The organism is Lentzea sp. NEAU-D7, assembly GCF_026242055.1.
Lineage (GTDB): Bacteria > Actinomycetota > Actinomycetes > Mycobacteriales > Pseudonocardiaceae > Lentzea.
In genome coordinates this window covers 61,682-78,146 of the sequence record NZ_JAPJDL010000016.1, presented here as the reverse complement: position 1 = coordinate 78,146, position 16,465 = coordinate 61,682, and the positions used below count along the sequence as shown (strand labels likewise).

Sequence of the window (16,465 nt, the reverse complement as noted above, 5' to 3'; positions counted from 1 at the left end):
ATGTCGTCACCGCCGCCTGGTCGGCCGCCTTCGCGGTCAGAACCAGGAGGAAGTTCCATGACACGGCTCCTGCGTGGAGTTATGTCCGCAGTGCTGCTGTTGCCGCTCGTCGCGGTCTCCTCGGCCAACGCCACGGCCGATGTTCAGGGGAAAGCGAAGTTCACGGTGACGACCACGGCCACGAGCGTCGCGGCCCGCAGCGACCGGCGTCCGGTCGCCGGTGGGGTCTACGACAAGAAGGCGAACAAGACGTTCATCTCGTGGGCCGGCCAGTACGAGGACAGCTACGTCCAGTCGTACGACCACCGCAAGTCCACCTGGTCCGCTCCGAACCGGATCGCGGACGGTGCGTCGGACGCCCACAACTACCCGACCATGGTCCAGGCCGGGGACGGGCACCTGCTCATCTTCCGCGGCATGCACAACGTCGAGCTGCGCATGTCCCGCTCGCCCCGGCCGAACTCGGCCGACGGCGTCTGGGAAGAGACGCTGATCTCGAAGAACGCGGCCACGTACCCGATGCCGTTCGTCACCCGCGACGGCACGATCTACGTCTTCTACCGCGAGACGACCCGCGACCTCGACGGCACCACTCCGACGGACACGCGCCCGATGCTCTACGTGGTGTCCAAGGACAACGGCAAGACGTGGAAGACCTCCACGGAGCTGACCGGGGACCGCTTCGCGATCGGCTCGACCGCCCGCGCGGACAACATGAACGAGATCTACATCGGCCAGCTCCGCCAGGAGGAGAACGGCCGCGTGCGGATCGTCTACACGCTCGCCGGCGGTGGGCCCGAGGGCAACAAGCACGACCGCTACCACCGCAACATCTACTACACGTGGTTCGACCCGCAGAACCGGCACTTCTACTCGGCATCCGGCAAGGACCTGGGCACCCAGATCGACGACGCCGACCAGGAGAAGCACCTGAAGGTCGCGGAGACCCCGCTGACCCTGCCGAACAACGTGAAGTCGCCCGACTACATCCAGCAGGTCGGCACGGTCCTGGGCCGGCCGTTCCTGTTGTGGTTCATGGGCGACGAGGCCGGTGGCCCGCTGCGCAACTACCTGTCCACCTGGAACGGTCGCGGTTGGGAGACCAAGGAGGTCGCACGGGGCCTGCGCACCCGTGAGGTCGAGAAGGTGGACCCGTTCACCTGGCGCGTCTACGCCACCGAGGACGGCAAGCCGAACGTGAACACGTACCTGGTGCGGCTGGGCCGTTTCTGGTCGCCGGAGACCGTCATCCCGACGGCCAAGCCGGTGCAGCGCGTCGAGATCGTGGAGAACTTCCGCGATCCCGCCCGCGCGATCTTCTCGGGGGCTTCGTCCAACCGGGACGTCGCGATCGCCGACGGCGACATCTACGTGGCTGGCATCAGCCGCCGGTAAGTCCTCCTGAGAACGGCAAACGCCCCCTGCTCCGGCGCGGAACCAGGGGGCGTTCGTCTTGGGGGCTGGCTGCCTAGATCAGGCGCCGGCCTTCTTGCGACGGACCACGAACAGCGCACCGACACCGGCGCCGACGAGGACCAGACCGCCGAGCAGCGGCCACAGGATGGACGCACCGGTCGACGCGAGGTCGTCCTCGCCGCCACCCGGAGCCGGGTTGGCCGGGGTGGAGGAGGTCGTGGACGGAGTGGTCTCCGGCGCCGTGGTGGTGGTCGTGGTGGTGGCCGTCGTGGTCGTGGTGGTCGGCACGACGCCGGCCTTCCAGGACGCCTTGGCTTCCTTCTCGACCTTGGCCTTCTGCGGCTGCGCGACGACGAGCGACTGCGCCTTGTCGTCCTGCTTCTTGTTGTGCGCGACGAACAGGCGGCCCAGGGCGATCTCGGCCTCGGCCGAGAGCTTGAACTTGGCCTCGCCGTCCTTCGTGCCTTCCGGCACGTTCACGAAGAACTCGGAGACCTTCTCACCGGTGCCCTTGACCGAGAGCTCGTCGCCCTTCTTCTGCACGGCGAGCGGGTTGCCCTGCGCGTCGGTGACGGTGACGCCCTCGGGGAGGTTCGCGGTCAGCTTGACCTCGGAGGCCGTGGTCGTGACCTTGAACGGACCGATCTTCTCGCCGGTCTTGCCTTCCTTGGACGCCGGGTCGATCTCCAGCGTCGGCTTCGGCTGTTCCTTGATCTCGTTCGCCGTGGCGTCCTTGATCAGGCGCTCGTAGAGCTTGATGACGTCGGCGTGGTTCTTGTCGGGGTCGAGCGCGGCACCGTCGGAGAAGTGCCAGATCGCGGCCTGCGTGGCGGCGATCGTCTCCTCCTTGTCGAACTGGTCGCCGAACGCCTTCTTGACCTCGGGCATCTTCTTGCCGGGGTAGGAGTTCTGCAGGATCCACAGAACCTTGCCCGCGTTCGTCGGGAACTGGGACTTGGGGTTCGGGTGCGTGCCCCACGGCGCTTCCTTGAGCGCGTCCGAGTCCTCCAGCGGCGTCGGCAGCTCGACGCAGTACGCGAAGACGTTGGAGCGGTCCTTGTCGTCCTCGATGCGGAGCTTGATGACCGCGGTGCCCTGGTTGAGCTCGTTCGGGTCCTTGATGTTGCCGACCGGGAGCAGAACCACGGTGTGGCCCTTCTCCTGGCCGCCCTGGTCCGGCTTGATGACCACGTCAGCGTGGGCCGGGAGGGCCGAGAACGCGAGGGCGGCGGTCGCGCCGAGCAGCGCGGTACCGATCCTGAACCGGGAAGCCATGGGTCTCCTCTTGCTCACTGAAGTTAGCCCGAACGCGGCGGGAAGTCGTCATCCGTCGGGACGGTCGGCACGTCGTCATCGACACTGAACCGACAGGAAGCGAGCGGGACGTTAGCCGATGGGGTGACACACGTATGAGTGAGGTAAGGAGAGGGTGTCGCACAGGCAGTGAGCAGCGAAAACATACTCAGGGTGTCCACAGTGGATAGGCCTGTGATGCATTCATTCCGTCAGGTGACGTTAAATTCGTTGCCGAACAGTTATCTGCGGCCGCGTTTCGCTACGGATGATCGACACCTTCGGTTCAAGACCTAGGCCACCAATTCGGTAACTTCCGCCGGGCGAATGTCGCCGGGGCGCAGTGAGGTGCCGCGCAGGCACATCTCCCTGGGCTCCGGGCGGTCGCCGGTGAGAATCCACCTGGTCAGTCCGGCCAGCTGGTAGGCGATCAGCGGCGGAACGGCGTCGCCCACGTGCCGGTACGCGTTCCCGAGAATCGAGACGTCGAACTTGAACTGGCGCGGGAACCCTTGCAGCAGAGCCATCTCGCGGACCGTGCACAGGCGGTGCTGGACCGGGTGGGCATAACGCCCGTTGCCGACGTGCCCGCATTCGCGCTTGATCGTCCTGGCCGGTTCGTCCCACCACAACCGGCCGTAGACATCGGGGTGGGAACCCCAGTTCTGCTGCTCGACGATCTTGCGTTGTGCAGGGTTCAACAACTCCGCCGTCTCGGGTGAGCGGAGCAGATCAGCCCACGATCCGCCGTTCGCAGGAATCGCCCGCATTCTTTCGAGACTGCGGTCCTGGGAAAAGGTCGGCGAGACGTGAATGGGGTCCTCCGGGTCCGCGACGCCGGCCTCGAGGACGGGGAGCTTGCCGATCGCGCGCCGGACCGTGATCGCCGACGGGCGGATGACCCGGCCCGCCCACAGGTCGTCCAGCGTGAGCAGCGGCAACCCGCCGTCGACCGCCACCATCAACGTCCGCTCGCGCAGCTGCGGCAGGCCGAACCTGGACAGCATGTGCGTGCCACCCCAGACGGAGTACCCGATTCGGGTGAGTTCCTCGGCGAGGCTGTCGAAGTGGTGGCGCTGCTTGCCCTTGACGAGCTCGCGGGCGTTCTCCATCAGCACGACCTTGGGACGCAGCTCCTGCGCGTACACCGCGATCCGGCCGACCAGCGAGTTCCGCGGGTCGTCGCGCAGGTGGTTCTGCGAGGTGATGCGGCTGAAGCCCGAGCACGGCGGGCACGCGAGCAGCACGTCCAGTTCACCGCGTTGCAGGCCCCAGACCTCGCGCAACGCCGCGGGCGAGACCTTCGCGAGGTCGACCTCCAGCGGGTCGACGCCGATGTTCGCCCGGTAGGTGTCGTTGCAGCGCAACGACCCCAGCTTCGAGCTGGGCTTGCCGATCTGCGCGTCGGCGGCACCGACGACCCGGAAGTCGCGGTGGGCGTGGAAGCCGAAGCTCATGCCGCCCGCACCCGAGAAGATGTCGGCCACCGAGAAGGACACGGCGAGATCGTACGGGCGAGGCGCCGAGGACCTTTCCCTGACATCCCGTACCTTTCCCGCCTATGGAGCTGCCGCGCGCCTGGCAACGGCCTGACCCGTTGCGCGGACTCGACAGGATTTCCTGGAGCGAGGTCTACGACGGCCGGGGTGGCGCCGGTCGCGTGCCCCGCCTGCTGCGCTCCCTGATGGACCCCAGCGAGGACGTGCGGCAGAGCGCGCTCTCACAGCTCGCTGAGCGGATCCTCACCGACGACACGGTCTCCGAGGCCTCGTTCTGCGCCGTGCCGTTCCTGGTGGAACTGGGAGCCTCGTACAAGGTCGCCGGGGACGTGCGGGACCGGGTGATCTTCCTGCTGGCCGCCGTGGCGTTGGCGGGCAAGGGGTTCACCGAGGACGGACGGCGCACCCACCGCCGGTGGAACGCCCTGGGCCGGGAGCTGCCGAGAACCGCTCCGGACTGGCTGACGCAGACCCGGCACGCCGTCGCCCAGGGCGCGCCGAAGATCTTCGAGGCGCTGGCGTCCGAACGGGTCGCGTGCCTGGTCGCGCTGGCCTGCGCGGTGCCGGAGAGGCTGCCGCCGTTCGTCGGTGCGCTGATGAGCGACATGGTCGAGCTGCCGGGCGAGGAGATGCTCGCGGACGCCGCCGAGATCGCCGTGGCGCTGCTGAAGGGCTCGCCCGAACTGCTGGGCGTGGACCTGCCCAAGGTGCTGGGCGAAGGGCTGGTGCGTCCGGTGCACCAGCCCCGCGAGGTCGCCGCCGCCCTGATGGGCTACCGGTTCGCCCTCGTCTCCGCGTACGGCGACGAGGGCGCCTGGTGACCGGTTCCTACGCGATCACGGCCTCTTCGACGGCCTGCTCGACCTGAGCCTCGTCCTCGACCGCGATGGCGGGCTCGAGGGCACCGAGGCCCGTCCCCCACTCCTGGTCCGCCAGCGCGAACGCGGCGACCGTCAGCGCGGCCACGGGAGCGCCCACGGGCATGTTCTCGCGGTGCAGGTCGAGGTCGAGCCGTCCGCCGATCGGCGACGGGCTCAGCCGCAGGGTCGCGTGCGCGGCCTCGTCGGCGTGCGCGAGCCGGCACGCCCAGCCGGTGAAGATCACCCGGCGCTCGTCGACCGTCGTCGGCTGCACCGCGCGCACGTTGGCGCCCACGGCCCCGGCGCGGTGGTTGTCCGCGGCCTGCAGGACGAGCTCCTCGAACTCCATCGAGGAGATGCCCAGGTCCCAGCCGGCGACCAGGGCGACCTGGACCAGCGCGAGCGGCAGCGTCGGGACGGCGTCCTCGAAGCACACCATCGCGCCGCCGTAGCGGGTGTTGATCTCGGTCGGCAGGAAGCCGTCCTCGGTCGCGATGCCGTCCAGCGTGAACGTGCCGCGGTAGCCGACGGTGCCGCGCAGGTGCTCGCCGACGCGGCGGGCCAGGTTGCGCATCTCGTCGCGGATCCACACGGGCGGGTCGTAGTACGACGCGCAGCCCGCGTAGAGGAACTTGGCCTGGCCCTGGCGGCGCGGCACGACCATCTCGATCGGACGGAGCACCGCGGTGCCGTCCGGGAAGACGATGCCGTGCACGCTGACCGGGATGCCCTCCAGGAACGGCATGACGCGGACCTGGTCGCACTTCGGCGCGAGCACGTCGAAGGCTTCCTTGGCCTCCTCGTACGACCGCACGCGGCGCACGAAGTTGGCACCGCCGTTGATCGCCGGGCCGTCACCGGACCAGACGACGCCCGCGCCGCGGTCCAGGATCTCCGAGGCGCCCCAGAGACGTTCGAAGTCGAGGTCGAACACCATCGCGGGCGCGCGGCGGGCGGACAGCTCGTCCCAGAGCGCGTCGATGGTGGTCTTGTTCTCCAGCTCGACCCAGTCGTGCCGGCGGGCGTTGAGCACCGGGCGGCCCTCGAACGAGCTGATCTCGTTGTAGGGCGTGCTGATCACGACGGCTTCACCGCGGGCGTCGAAGTCGTTCAGGATCGCCTTGACCTCGGCGCCCGGCTTGGTCAGCAGCTTGCCCAGACGGCGCTGCTCGACGGCGACGAGGCTGCCCTTGATGCCCAGCGACACCCAACGCGCGATCACCGAATCATGAAGCGGGGCATGATCGTCGGTATCGAGCACGAGCGTATGGCGGGCGCCGAGCGTATGCAGCTCATGCGCGCGCTTTGCCAGACGCGTGCCACCGGCCAGAACTACCAGCCGGTCACCGAACAACCTGCCGAGGCGCTCGTTGAGCGCTGAGAGGACATGATTCATCGCCGAAAACTCGCTTAAGAGAAGCGGAGGACGTGACCGGCGATCGCCGGGTGACGCGTAGCGTAGAGCCACCCGGTATGCGTGTCGAAGCACGGTCCGGCAACAGCCGGATGAATCTTGCGACGGGCCCGTCGGCGCGGGCCCGGCTCGATGTGGATCAGCTGCTGATCTCGGTGCTCACTGGGAGCGTGCCGCGTCCCGAAGGACCTGGTCAACGCGGTTGAGGAAGCTGCGCTTCGGGTTGATCGACGGCAGCGGTGCCGTGAGCTCTGCGGACTGCGGCGCGGGTGCGGCTCCCACGATCTCAGCCACGTTGCGCAGGAACTCCTGCCGCTTGAACTCGAGCACGGCGTGATCGTGCAGGAGCCCGGCGATGCTTGTGTGCACAGCGCGATGGGGGTAACTCACTCGTGTGTTATCGGCGCGGTCTCCGTCGACCTTTAGGGTCAACTCGTGCGAGTTCTGGTGACCGGTGCCACTGGGTACGTCGGCCGCGCCGTGGTGCGTGAGCTGCGGGTTCACGGGCATGAACCGGTCTTGTCCCGGCAACGCCTCTCTGAGCCGTTCGAGCTGGACGACGTCGACGCCGTCATCCACCTGGCCGCCGCGGCCCGTGTCCGGGAGTCGTTCCTCGATCCGCTCCCCTACTGGGAGACGAACGTGGGCGGGACGCTGAATCTGCTCAAAGCCCTGAAGGGCCAACGATTCCTGCTCGCCTCGACTGGCACGGTGTACCGGCCATCCGAGGCCGTCCTGACCGAGGAATCGGCCAGGGAGCCGTCCTCCCCGTACGCCGCTTCCAAGGCGGCGGCGGAGGACCTCGTGGCGTGGGCGGCGCGGTCCGGGCAGATCGGGGCGACCACTCTCCGTTTGTTCAACGTCGCTGGAGGTGGTGACACGGACACCACTCGGGTGATCACACGGGCCGTCGCGTGCGCCGCCGGGACGGTCCCCGGCATGGAGGTCTACGGCGACGGCGGGGCCGTGCGCGACTTCGTGCACGTGCGCGACGTCGCCGCAGCCTTCGTCGTGGCTCTGGAGGCGTGCTCCGTGGGCACGTCGTCGGTCTACAACGTCGGCGCGACCGCTGCTTCCGTCCGGGACGTGCTGGACACAGTGGCCGAGGTGACCGGACGGACCGTGGACGTGACGTGGAAGCACGCCGTCCCCGGAGAGATCCGTTCACTGCGGGCCGACGCGTCACGGCTGCGGGCGTTGGGCTGGGAGCCCCGTTCGTCGGCGCTGACGGAGATCGTCACCGACCAGTGGCTCGCTTCGGCACCGGCACCCGGTCCAGGTCCTTCGCGATGACGATCTCGCCGTCGAACTCGGCGGCGGCCTCGGCGAGGAACTCGGCCGGGTCGTCGTAGCGCTGGGAGAAGTGGGTCAGCACCAGCTTGCGGACGCGGCAGTCCTTCGCGACGCGGGCGGCCTGCTGGGCGGTGAGGTGGCCGTGGTCGCCCGCGAGCTTTGTGTCGCGAGCGAGGTAGGTGGACTCGATCACCAGCATGTCGGCGTTGTCGGCCAGCTCGAAGACGTTGTCGCAGAGCCTCGTGTCCATGACGAACGCGAACCGCTGGCCCTTGCGGGGTTCGCTGACGTCGGCGAGCTTGACGCCGTTGAGCTCGCCCTGCTGCTGGAGCGTGCGGACCGCGGGGCCCCGGATGCCGTGCTCCTCGAGCTTCTCGGGGAGCATGCGGTGGCCGTCGGGTTCGATCAGGCGGTAGCCGACGCTGTCGATGCCGTGGTCGAGCGCGTGGGCTTCGAGCCGGCCGAACCTGCCGCTGGCGATCTCGCCGTCCTCGACGACCGGCACCTCCTTGATGTCCGCGGCGTCGTAGAAGGCGCTGGCGTGGCGGAGGCGTTCGAAGAAGTGGGCACCCGACTGCGGGTAGTGCGCGTGGACGGTGTGCGGGACGCGGTCCAGGGACAGCCGCTGGACGATGCCGGGGACGCCGAGGCAGTGGTCGCCGTGGAAGTGGGTGATGCAGATCCGGGTGATGTCGCTCGCAGCGGCACCCGACCTGAGCAGCTGCCGCTGGCTGCCGTCGCCCGGGTCGAACAGGAAGCCCTCGCCGTCCCACCTGAGCAGATAGCCGTTGTGGTTGCGCTGGCGGGTCGGGACCTGGCTGGCCGTTCCCAGGACGATCAGTTCCCGGACTGTCACCCCCTGACGTTAACGTGCGTCCTATGCAGAGCGTGGAAGTTGCGGCGTCTTGGCCTGTCGGGAACGTGGCGGTGGCGGTGGTCACGCCCGACGGCGTGGCCGGCTCGCTGGGTGATCAACAGCGCGTGTTCCCGCTCGCGTCCGTCACGAAGCTGCTGACGTCGTACGCGGTGCTGGTGGCCGTCGAGGAGGGCGCGGTCGAGTGGGACCAGCCGGCCGGCCCCGAGGGTGCGACGGTCCGGCACCTGATCGCGCACACCGCCGGTTACGCGTTCGACAAGCCCGAGGTGCAGGCCGCGCCCGGCACCCGCCGGATCTACTCGAACGCCGGCTTCGACGTTCTGGCGTCTTTTGTGGGCGAGGCGTGCGAAATGCCGTTCGCGACCTATCTGCACGAGGCTGTTTTCGCGCCGCTGGGGATGAATTCGTCCACGCTGGCCGGTTCGGCCGGGGCCGGCGCCGAGTCCTGCGCCGCCGACCTGGCGTTGTTCGCGGCCGAGCTGCTGTCGCCGCGCCTGGTCTCCGCCGAGCTGGTGGCCGAGGCGACGTCGGTCGTGTTCCCCGGCCTGAACGGCGTGCTGCCCGGTTACGGAATGCAGAAGCCGAACGACTGGGGGCTCGGATTCGAAATCCGCGACTCGAAGTCACCGCACTGGACGGGGCTGTCGTTCTCGCCGCGCACATTCGGCCACTTCGGGCAGTCCGGCACGTTCCTGTGGGTCGATCCGGAGATCTCCGCGGCCTGCGTGGCCCTGACCGACCTGCGTTTCGGACCGTGGGCGGTCGAGGCGTGGACGCCGTTCTCCGACGGCGTCCGCGCCGAACTGGTCAGTCGGCGAGCCTGATCGCGAGCTGCCGCAGGACCTCCTGCACGTCGGCTTCCTCGTAGTCGTTCTCGTACGCCTGAGCGACGCCGTGGAAGGCGTAGAGCAGCCCCGCCGTGAACCAGCCGAACTGCGACAGCACCTGGTCCATCGCCTGCTTGAGGGCCTGCTGACCGGCCTCGTTGAGCTCGCCGTCGACCTTGACCTCGTAGCTGAACACGCCCTCCTGCAACGACTTGAGGGCCATGCGCAGGTAGTCGTTGGATCCGGCACCGTCGTAGGTGAGCGTCAGGACGCCGAGCGCCCGCTGCATGATCTCCCGCTGCTCCACGCCGCCACTCTGCCTGGAGATCAGCCATCCGTCACCTTCCGACACCCGGCCCCGTCTCCCAGACGCAGGATACGGGGCCGGTTCGCTCAGATCAGGCGGGCTTGCGCGCGACCCACCGCGCGACGGAGAAGACACCGGCGGCCCGCGCGGCATCGAGCACGCGCTTGCCGTCGTGGATCACGGTGTCCCGCTCCCCGGTGTACTCGCCCCAGCCCTGACCGTCGTCCGGCGGCGTGCTGCCCCAGCACTCGACGTCCGGGTAGAGGTCCTCGGCGATCTCGACGTCGAAGCCGGCGGCCGACATCATCTCGCGGTACTCGTCCAGCGAACCGAGCTTCGGGATGGAGATGACCTGCTCCACCGGCCCGATGAACGGCGCGATCTGCTCCTCGGTCAGGTGCTCCCCGAACGGCCGGCGGATCCAGTCGACCCCGACCAGGCAGGCACCGGGCTTGAGGACCCGGAACGCCGCCGTGAAGAAGGCGGCCTTCTCCGGCAGGTGGCACACCGACTCGTAGAAGCTGACCATGTCCAGCGACCCGTCCGGCCACGCGACCAGTGTCTTGTAGTCCTCGTCGCCGACCGTCAGGAACGCGGCCCGCTCACCCATCCCCTGCTCGGCCGCGTACGCGCGCGCCTGAGCCGAGAGCCACTCGTTGTTGGAGATGCCGACGACGTTCGCGCCGGAGACCGAGGCCATGTAGACGGCCGTCCCGCCGACGCCGCTGCCGAAGTCCAGCCCGGTCCCGCCAGGCCGCAACCCGGCGGCGTCGATCTGCTTGCGCGCCAACGCCTTCGCCGCCTCCTCCGGCGACAGCCCGGCCCGTTCGGCTTCCAGGTCCCCGTGGTGCCAGAACTGCCCCATGAGCGCGTGGTAGGCGGGTCCTGCGTGGTCGTAGTACTCGCGGACCTGTTGCTCGACGGTGGTGTTCACCAAACCCGGCCTTTCGTGTTGAGCTCGCGGCCGCTCATCGCGGGGCCAGCGAGAACTCGTCGGCCACACCGAAGTCGACCAGCACCGGCGAAACTCAACGTAGTGTCCGGTTCAACCAGTTGTCCACGGTCCCGGTTGTGGGCTGGACGTGGTGCTGATCATGACTCGCGGGGTTGACCCGCACGGCTGCATTCGGGTGAACGAGGTCTGTGGGCGGCAACCCCTTCTCCGGTGCCGGCGTGTCGTGTTGCGGGCCCGGAACCTGCCGGGCGCTTCGACCGCGAAGGGGATTTCCTTGTTCTCCACGTTGAGGTCCGCACCGGCCACACGCCGCGCTGCCCTGGCAGCCGTAGCCGCTGCGGGACTGGTTCTCGCAAGCGCGCCCGCGGCCACAGCCGTGTCGGCGACCGTCGTCAAGGAGTTCTACGTCGACTACGGAGCCAGCTACGCCACTGGCACCGTCACCTTCAGCAACCGGTGGGCGACGATCGAAGGCACCCTGCACGCGGTCGGATGCGGCCGGGTCGTCTACGGAGACGCCTACGCGTGGCCCAACTACCTCGACAGCGCCAGTTCAACCCCGCGCTGTGACGGGAACTGGCCACTCGACATCCCGATTCCTGCGAACAAGCCAGGTGGCGCCAACCGCGTCTTGATCACGCTGGCCGCACCGGACGGCACTGACGCGGTGTGGGTCGACCGCTGAGCCGACGGTGAAACGAGAGAAATAGCTCCCACATGACAGATGCCCCGCTGAACCGAAGTTCAGCGGGGCATCTGCGAAGTGCGCTCGGCAGGATTCGAACCTGCAACCTTCTGATCCGTAGTCAGATGCTCTATCCGTTGAGCTACGAGCGCGTGTATTCAATTGTAACCGATCCTCAAGAGGCTCGGCCTTGCGGAGGCTCCGGGATTTGAACCCGGGATGGGGGGTTACCCCAAACCGCATTAGCAGTGCGGCGCCATAGACCAGACTAGGCGAAGCCTCCCGGGACCATCCTTGGCCACGGGACATAGGTTACACAGGTCCTCAACCGAGTTGCAAAACGCCCCCCTCTAACACCAGAACCTGCTGGTCAGAGCACGTTCAGAGGGTCGGAGGGAGGCGTTAAACGCCTGGTCGCCGCGCGCGGAGTGACCTAGATCATTCCGAGGCGATTTCCAGGAACGGTTGGAGGGACTCGGGATTGCGGAGTGCGCCTCGGCTGACGGCTCGGTCGGGGTCCATGCCGGCGAGGATCTTCTTGACCGGCACCTCGCACTTCTTGCCGTTCAGGGTCCTCGGGATCTCGGCCACGGCCACGAAGCGGTTCGGGACGTGACGGGGGGACAACGACGCTCGCAATTCGCGGCGCAGCAACGGTTCCACGTCGGGCAGCGTCACGCCGTCCAGCACGACGAAGCAGAGCAGCTCGCCCTCGGTCACGCCCGAGGTGTCGATCACCAGGGAGTCGACGACGCCGTCGACGGACTCGACCACGCGGTAGAACTCCGAGGTGCCCATGCGGACGCCGCCGCGGTTCAAGGTCGAGTCGGAGCGGCCGTAGATCACCGCCGAGCCCCGCGGGGTGATGCGGATCCAGTCGCCGTGGCGCCAGATTCCCGGATATGTGTCGAAGTACGCGTCGCGGAGGCGGGAGCCGTCCTCGTCGCCCCAGAAGTAGACAGGCATGGAGGGCATCGGCTTGGTGATGACGAGTTCGCCGACCTCGTCGTCCAGGGCGTTGCCGGACTCGTCGTAGGCGAAGACCGCGGCGCCCAGGGCTCGGCAGGAGAGCTCGCCCAGCCACACCGGGCGGTCCGGGGAGGCTGCCACGAAGGCGGTGCAGAGGTCGGTGCCGCCGGAGACCGAGGCGATCTGGACGTCCTTGCCCACGGCGGAGGCGATCCAGCGGAAGCCCTCCGGGGTGAGGGGTGCGCCGGTCGAGCCGACGACGCGCAGGCCCGTCAGGTCGTAGCGGGAGGACGGGTCGAGGCCCTCCTTCAGGCACGACTGGACGTACGGGGCCGAGGTGCCGAAGTAGGTCACTCGGTGCTGTTCGGCCAAGTGCCACAACGTGTTCAGCGACGGGAACGCCGGGCTGCCGTCGTACAGGACGATGGTGGTGCCGACCATGAGGGCGCCCACCAGGTAGTTCCACATCATCCAGCCGGTGGTGGTGAACCAGAAGAAGCGGTCACCGGGGCCGAGGTCGCTGTGCAGGCCCAGCATCTTGAGGTGTTCGAGGACGATGCCGCCGTGGCCCTGGACGATGCCCTTGGGCAGGCCCGTGGTGCCGGACGAGTAGAGCACCCACAGCGGGTGGTCGAACGGCACCGGGGTGAACTCCAGCGCGGCGCCCTCGTGCGCGGTCAGCAGTTCCGAGAACGACAGCGCGTCCGGCAGGGACGAGCCGTTGTCCAGGTAGTCGACCAGGACCGTGGCGCGCAGCGACGGGATCTGCGCGCGGATCTCCTCCACGACCGGGCGGCAGTCGAACGACCGTCCGTTGTAGACGTAACCGGAGACCGCCACGAACACCACGGGCTCGATCTGGGTGAAGCGGTCGGCCACGGCGCGGGCGCCGAAGTCCGGGGAGCAGGACGACCACGTGGCGCCGAGCGAGGCGGCCGCCAGGAACGCGATGAGGGCTTCGGGCGCGTTGGGGACCAGTGCCACCACCCTGTCGCCCTTGGAGACGCCCAGGGAGGTCAAGGCGGCCCGGAACGCGGCCACGCGCGAGCGCAGGGCGCCGAACGTCAACGAGGAGGTGAGGCCGTCTTCGCGGTGGAAGATCACGGCGAGGTCGTCGTCGGCTCCGCGGCGCAGCGCGTGCTCGGCGTAGTTCAGCGTGGAACCGGGGAACCACTGGGCGCCGGGCATCTCCGCGGAGCCCAGCACGCGCGACGGCTCGGTGTGGAACCTGACGTCGAAGTACGAAGCTATGGCGCCCCAGAACCCCTCGAGGTCGGAGACGGACCACTCCCACAGCGACTCGTAGTCGGGGAGGTCGCGGCCCTGCTCGGAGAGCCAGGCCCGAAAGGCGGTCATCCCGTTGTCCGTCGTGGGGTCCGGGCGCCACAGCAGTTCGACGTCGGTGTCGGTCATGCCCCATGTCTAACCGAGGCACAACCGCACGTCCATGTGTGATTGGCGGACTTGCGGTAGCCCGGCGGTGTGGAACTATCCCGCCGCGATCAGCTCGTCGACGGCGCTGGTCAGGCGTGCGGCGTCGGCCGGGGCCAGCACCAGCCAGCCGTCCTGCCTGCGCAGGAGGTAGCGCCCCTCGCGGGTGTCGAGCCACTGCACCGATCGGCCGGTCGGGCGGGGCACGCCGTCGCGGTTGCGGGCGGTCAGGCCCAGCTCGCCGCCGCCGATGCGGGAGGTGACGATCCGCATCAGGTTGTGCGCCTCCGGCTCGCGGATGCCCGCGTCGCGCAGGACGTCCAGGAACGCCTGCTTGCCGTCCTGCTCCCCCGCCTTGCCCGCGCGGACGTAGTCGTCCCAGCGGACGTTCACGGCACGGCCGTTGCCCGGCGCGAGGCCTGGCAACGACGACACCGTGGCCGAGGCCAGCGACGTCGGGTGGAACGGGTACAGGTGCACCTCGCCGTTCACGCGGGCGGCGAAGGCACCGCCCCAGCCGGCGCACGCGACGCCCCTGGCCAGTTCGGTGCCCTTGAAGTACGCGATCTCCAACGCGCGGTCGAACTCACCGAGGCCGCTGACCAGCGCCCTCAGATCGGGGTCGGGGCGTTGGACCGTGCCCAGCCGGCGAGCCAGCAACGTCTGTGAACTCGCTTCGACGAGGCGCTGCCGCGCCGCTCGGGTGGCCCCGAAGTGGGGCGTGCCGAGCGGCACGACGCGGTCCTCGCCGTGCACGGCCTGCCACAGCAGGAAGAACTCCTGCGAGCTCACCGTGAACTGGCGTTCGATCACTGACCGATCACCGGCGGGGCCGCCTTGCGGTCCAGGCCGAAGACGTTGTCGTCCTCTTCCAGGTAGCTCGCCGTCTTGTGTTCCTTGGAGTCGTTCTGGCCGCCGGCCCCCACGGGGGCACCGGCCATCGGCGCGCCGCCCATCGCGAGCGGGTTCTGGAACGCCTTGGTCGTGTTGCCGGGTGCGGCGGAGGCCGCTGCAGCGGCACCGCCGGCGCCACCACCGCGCGAGCCGTCGCTCACACCGGCCGCGCCACCAGCGGACACGGGACCGCCGGCGCCACCCGCAGCAGCACCCTGGCCGCCGCTGCCGGAACCGAACGGACGCGCCATGCCGCCGCCGAAGCCACCGGCCCCTCCGGCGCCACCACGGCCACCGCCACCTCCGCCGCCGTAGCGCGAGGACGTGTTCGTGGTGCCGCGGTTCTGGTTCTGCGTGCCGGTCGTGACGGGAGCAGCCGCGCCACCGCCCGCGCCGCCGTCCGGGGGCGTCGTCGGCGTGCGGCCGGTGAGGTCACCGCCGACCGGGGTCGGGTTGAGCGGGTTGACGGGTGGCGTGAACTGCGCGGGAACGGTCTGGTCGACCGCGGCCGAGTTGCGCTGGAACGCCGCCATGACGTCCGCCGCGAGGCGGTGCGAGGCGTCGTTGGCCGCGAGGGTGTCGACGGGGCTGGTGCCGATGGTCTCGAAGCCGGCGAACTCGGTCTGCGGCTGCGCGATCAGGCGCGGTTCCCGCAGGCTCTCGGCCCCGAACCCGTCGATCTGGTCGACCGTCCGCAACCTGTCCTGCAGCGCCGTCCTGGGCAGCGTCGTCTCCGCGGGCACCGGCGGTTCGGGCGCCTTGGGAGGCGGCGGCATCGCGGCACGCGCGGCTTCGACGTTGCTGGTCTCGGTCGTGATCGCGTCCGAGACCTTGGTCGCGTAGTTCGCGGTGTCGTCGACCCAGTTGGTGACCTCGGTCAGGCCGTCGCGGGCGAGCCGCGCGGACTCGCTGTCCCAGCCGACCGACGAGTCCTCGACGGCCTTGAGCAGGTTCGTGCGCACGCCGGCGATGTCCTCGCCGATCTTCTTCCAGTTCGTGGCGGCGGCCTGGGCGCCGGCGAGGTTCACGCCCGTGTGCACCATTTTGTAGAGCGCCTCGTGGCTGTACGTCATCCAGTCGACCGGCTCGTGCAGATCGCTGCGGTCGTACTTGTCGTCGTGGTGCGACGACTTGCCGTCCCCGTTTCCGTTCCCCTTGTTGTCGTGCGATCCGTAGCTCACCAGGACCCCCCGGCGTTCTTCATCGACTTCTCGGCCTCTTCGTCGGTGTCGCGAATGGTGTCGCGGTTGCGGCGCAGGGCGTTGCCGATGTCGTCGAGGACCTTGAAGAGGTCCAACAACGCCTTCGCGGCACCTGAGTCCTCACCGACGGCCAGGTCGGCGAACCGCGCGCTGATCGCCTTGGCGACCGGGTTCTCCCCCAGCTGCAGCGGTGTGGCGAGCTGGTCGGTGGCGCGCTTCCACAGGTCCATCACCTGGTCCCGGGCCGCATCGACGGCCTTGATCAACGCGTCCGCGGCGTCGACGTCGAGCGTCAGCTTGCCGCTGTCCGCCGCCTGGTCGAGCTTGGCCGCGGCGTGGCTCGCCTCCGCCTTGTCCGTGAGCATCTGCTGCTGGAGAGCAGGTTTCACCGCCGCCAGCTGCTCAGCCGTGATCGGCACGGTGGTCGACGTCGTGACCGGCGGTGTCACCGCCGGTGGTTCCGCCGGCGGCACGGTGCCCGCCGTCGCCGTGCCAGTCGTCCCGGTACCTGTCCCAGTGCCTTCAGCCATTCCCAACAACCCC

General features: G+C 69.0%; 17 protein-coding genes and 2 tRNA genes. 6 read left to right on the top strand and 13 right to left on the bottom strand.

Annotated features, from left to right (window positions below):
• Positions 1-81 precede the first annotated feature (81 nt).
• Positions 82-1,395, top strand: a complete 1,314-nt coding sequence (locus ORI60_RS28790; protein ID WP_266041138.1) for a BNR-4 repeat-containing protein — start codon at positions 82-84, stop codon at positions 1,393-1,395.
• Between the two features lie 78 nt (positions 1,396-1,473).
• On the opposite strand, the gene ORI60_RS28785 is transcribed toward ORI60_RS28790, so the two are convergent.
• Together ORI60_RS28785 and ORI60_RS28780 are read right to left on the bottom strand one after the other, a co-directional pair.
• Positions 1,474-2,691, bottom strand: a complete 1,218-nt coding sequence (locus tag ORI60_RS28785; protein WP_266041137.1) for a thioester domain-containing protein — start codon at positions 2,689-2,691, stop codon at positions 1,474-1,476.
• Between the two features lie 311 nt (positions 2,692-3,002).
• The gene (locus ORI60_RS28780; RefSeq protein WP_266041136.1) at positions 3,003-4,208 is read right to left on the bottom strand and encodes a DNA cytosine methyltransferase; all 1,206 of its coding nucleotides are present in this window, start codon (positions 4,206-4,208) and stop codon (positions 3,003-3,005) included.
• Between the two features lie 62 nt (positions 4,209-4,270).
• Between ORI60_RS28780 and ORI60_RS28775 the strand changes: the two genes are divergently transcribed.
• Positions 4,271-5,029, top strand: coding sequence for a hypothetical protein (locus ORI60_RS28775; RefSeq protein ID WP_266041135.1), 759 nt, complete (start codon positions 4,271-4,273; stop codon positions 5,027-5,029).
• Positions 5,030-5,036: 7 nt separating this feature from the next.
• Here the strand turns inward: ORI60_RS28775 and ORI60_RS28770 are convergent, their stop codons facing one another.
• Entirely contained in the window at positions 5,037-6,290 is a 1,254-nt protein-coding gene (locus ORI60_RS28770) for an ATP-grasp domain-containing protein (RefSeq protein WP_266041134.1), read from the bottom strand.
• 18 nt (positions 6,291-6,308) lie between these two features.
• Here ORI60_RS28770 and ORI60_RS28765 point away from each other — a divergent pair, with 18 nt between their 5' ends.
• Positions 6,309-6,449 carry a hypothetical protein gene (locus ORI60_RS28765; protein ID WP_266041133.1) on the top strand — a complete coding sequence of 47 codons (141 nt, stop codon included), beginning with the start codon at positions 6,309-6,311 and terminating at the stop codon, positions 6,447-6,449.
• Between the two features lie 192 nt (positions 6,450-6,641).
• Here ORI60_RS28765 and ORI60_RS28760 read toward each other — a convergent pair whose 3' ends face one another.
• The gene (locus tag ORI60_RS28760) at positions 6,642-6,812 is read right to left on the bottom strand and encodes a hypothetical protein (protein ID WP_266041132.1); all 171 of its coding nucleotides are present in this window, start codon (positions 6,810-6,812) and stop codon (positions 6,642-6,644) included.
• Positions 6,813-6,917: 105 nt separating this feature from the next.
• Here ORI60_RS28760 and ORI60_RS28755 point away from each other — a divergent pair, with 105 nt between their 5' ends.
• Entirely contained in the window at positions 6,918-7,775 is an 858-nt protein-coding gene (locus tag ORI60_RS28755) for an NAD-dependent epimerase/dehydratase family protein (RefSeq protein WP_266041131.1), read from the top strand.
• Here ORI60_RS28755 and ORI60_RS28750 read toward each other — a convergent pair.
• Complete coding sequence (locus tag ORI60_RS28750; protein WP_266041130.1) at positions 7,720-8,631, bottom strand: ribonuclease Z; 912 nt, start codon at positions 8,629-8,631, stop codon at positions 7,720-7,722. The two genes, ORI60_RS28755 and ORI60_RS28750, sit on opposite strands and share 56 nt — an antisense overlap.
• A gap of 23 nt (positions 8,632-8,654) precedes the next feature.
• On the opposite strand from ORI60_RS28750, the gene ORI60_RS28745 reads away from it, so the two are divergent.
• The gene (locus ORI60_RS28745) at positions 8,655-9,476 is read left to right on the top strand and encodes a serine hydrolase domain-containing protein (protein WP_266041129.1); all 822 of its coding nucleotides are present in this window, start codon (positions 8,655-8,657) and stop codon (positions 9,474-9,476) included.
• Here the strand turns inward: ORI60_RS28745 and ORI60_RS28740 are convergent.
• Together ORI60_RS28740 and ORI60_RS28735 are read right to left on the bottom strand one after the other, a co-directional pair.
• Positions 9,460-9,786 (bottom strand): hypothetical protein, encoded by a 327-nt coding sequence (locus tag ORI60_RS28740; RefSeq protein ID WP_143027745.1) that lies wholly within the window; start codon positions 9,784-9,786, stop codon positions 9,460-9,462. The genes ORI60_RS28745 and ORI60_RS28740 overlap by 17 nt on opposite strands.
• Positions 9,787-9,877: 91 nt before the next feature.
• Positions 9,878-10,720, bottom strand: a complete 843-nt coding sequence (locus ORI60_RS28735; RefSeq protein ID WP_266041128.1) for an SAM-dependent methyltransferase — start codon at positions 10,718-10,720, stop codon at positions 9,878-9,880.
• A gap of 397 nt (positions 10,721-11,117) precedes the next feature.
• On the opposite strand from ORI60_RS28735, the gene ORI60_RS28730 reads away from it, so the two are divergent.
• Complete coding sequence (locus tag ORI60_RS28730) at positions 11,118-11,426, top strand: hypothetical protein (protein ID WP_266041127.1); 309 nt, start codon at positions 11,118-11,120, stop codon at positions 11,424-11,426.
• A gap of 79 nt (positions 11,427-11,505) precedes the next feature.
• Here the strand turns inward: ORI60_RS28730 and ORI60_RS28725 are convergent.
• From ORI60_RS28725 to ORI60_RS28700, 6 genes are all read right to left on the bottom strand, one after another.
• A tRNA-Arg gene (locus ORI60_RS28725) sits at positions 11,506-11,578 on the bottom strand.
• A 41-nt stretch (positions 11,579-11,619) separates the two neighbouring features.
• A tRNA-Ser gene (locus tag ORI60_RS28720) sits at positions 11,620-11,709 on the bottom strand.
• Between the two features lie 155 nt (positions 11,710-11,864).
• Positions 11,865-13,808: an acetoacetate--CoA ligase gene (locus tag ORI60_RS28715; protein WP_266041126.1), complete on the bottom strand. Its 1,944-nt coding sequence runs from the start codon at positions 13,806-13,808 to the stop codon at positions 11,865-11,867.
• 75 nt (positions 13,809-13,883) lie between these two features.
• A complete protein-coding gene (locus ORI60_RS28710; RefSeq protein WP_266041125.1) occupies positions 13,884-14,639 on the bottom strand; it encodes an ESX secretion-associated protein EspG in 756 nt (251 codons plus the stop codon).
• Positions 14,636-15,901, bottom strand: coding sequence for a hypothetical protein (locus ORI60_RS28705; RefSeq protein ID WP_266041124.1), 1,266 nt, complete (start codon positions 15,899-15,901; stop codon positions 14,636-14,638). Before ORI60_RS28705 ends, ORI60_RS28710 begins: the two co-directional genes overlap by 4 nt.
• Entirely contained in the window at positions 15,898-16,452 is a 555-nt protein-coding gene (locus ORI60_RS28700; RefSeq protein WP_266041123.1) for a hypothetical protein, read from the bottom strand. Before ORI60_RS28700 ends, ORI60_RS28705 begins: the two co-directional genes overlap by 4 nt.
• Positions 16,453-16,465 lie beyond the last annotated feature (13 nt).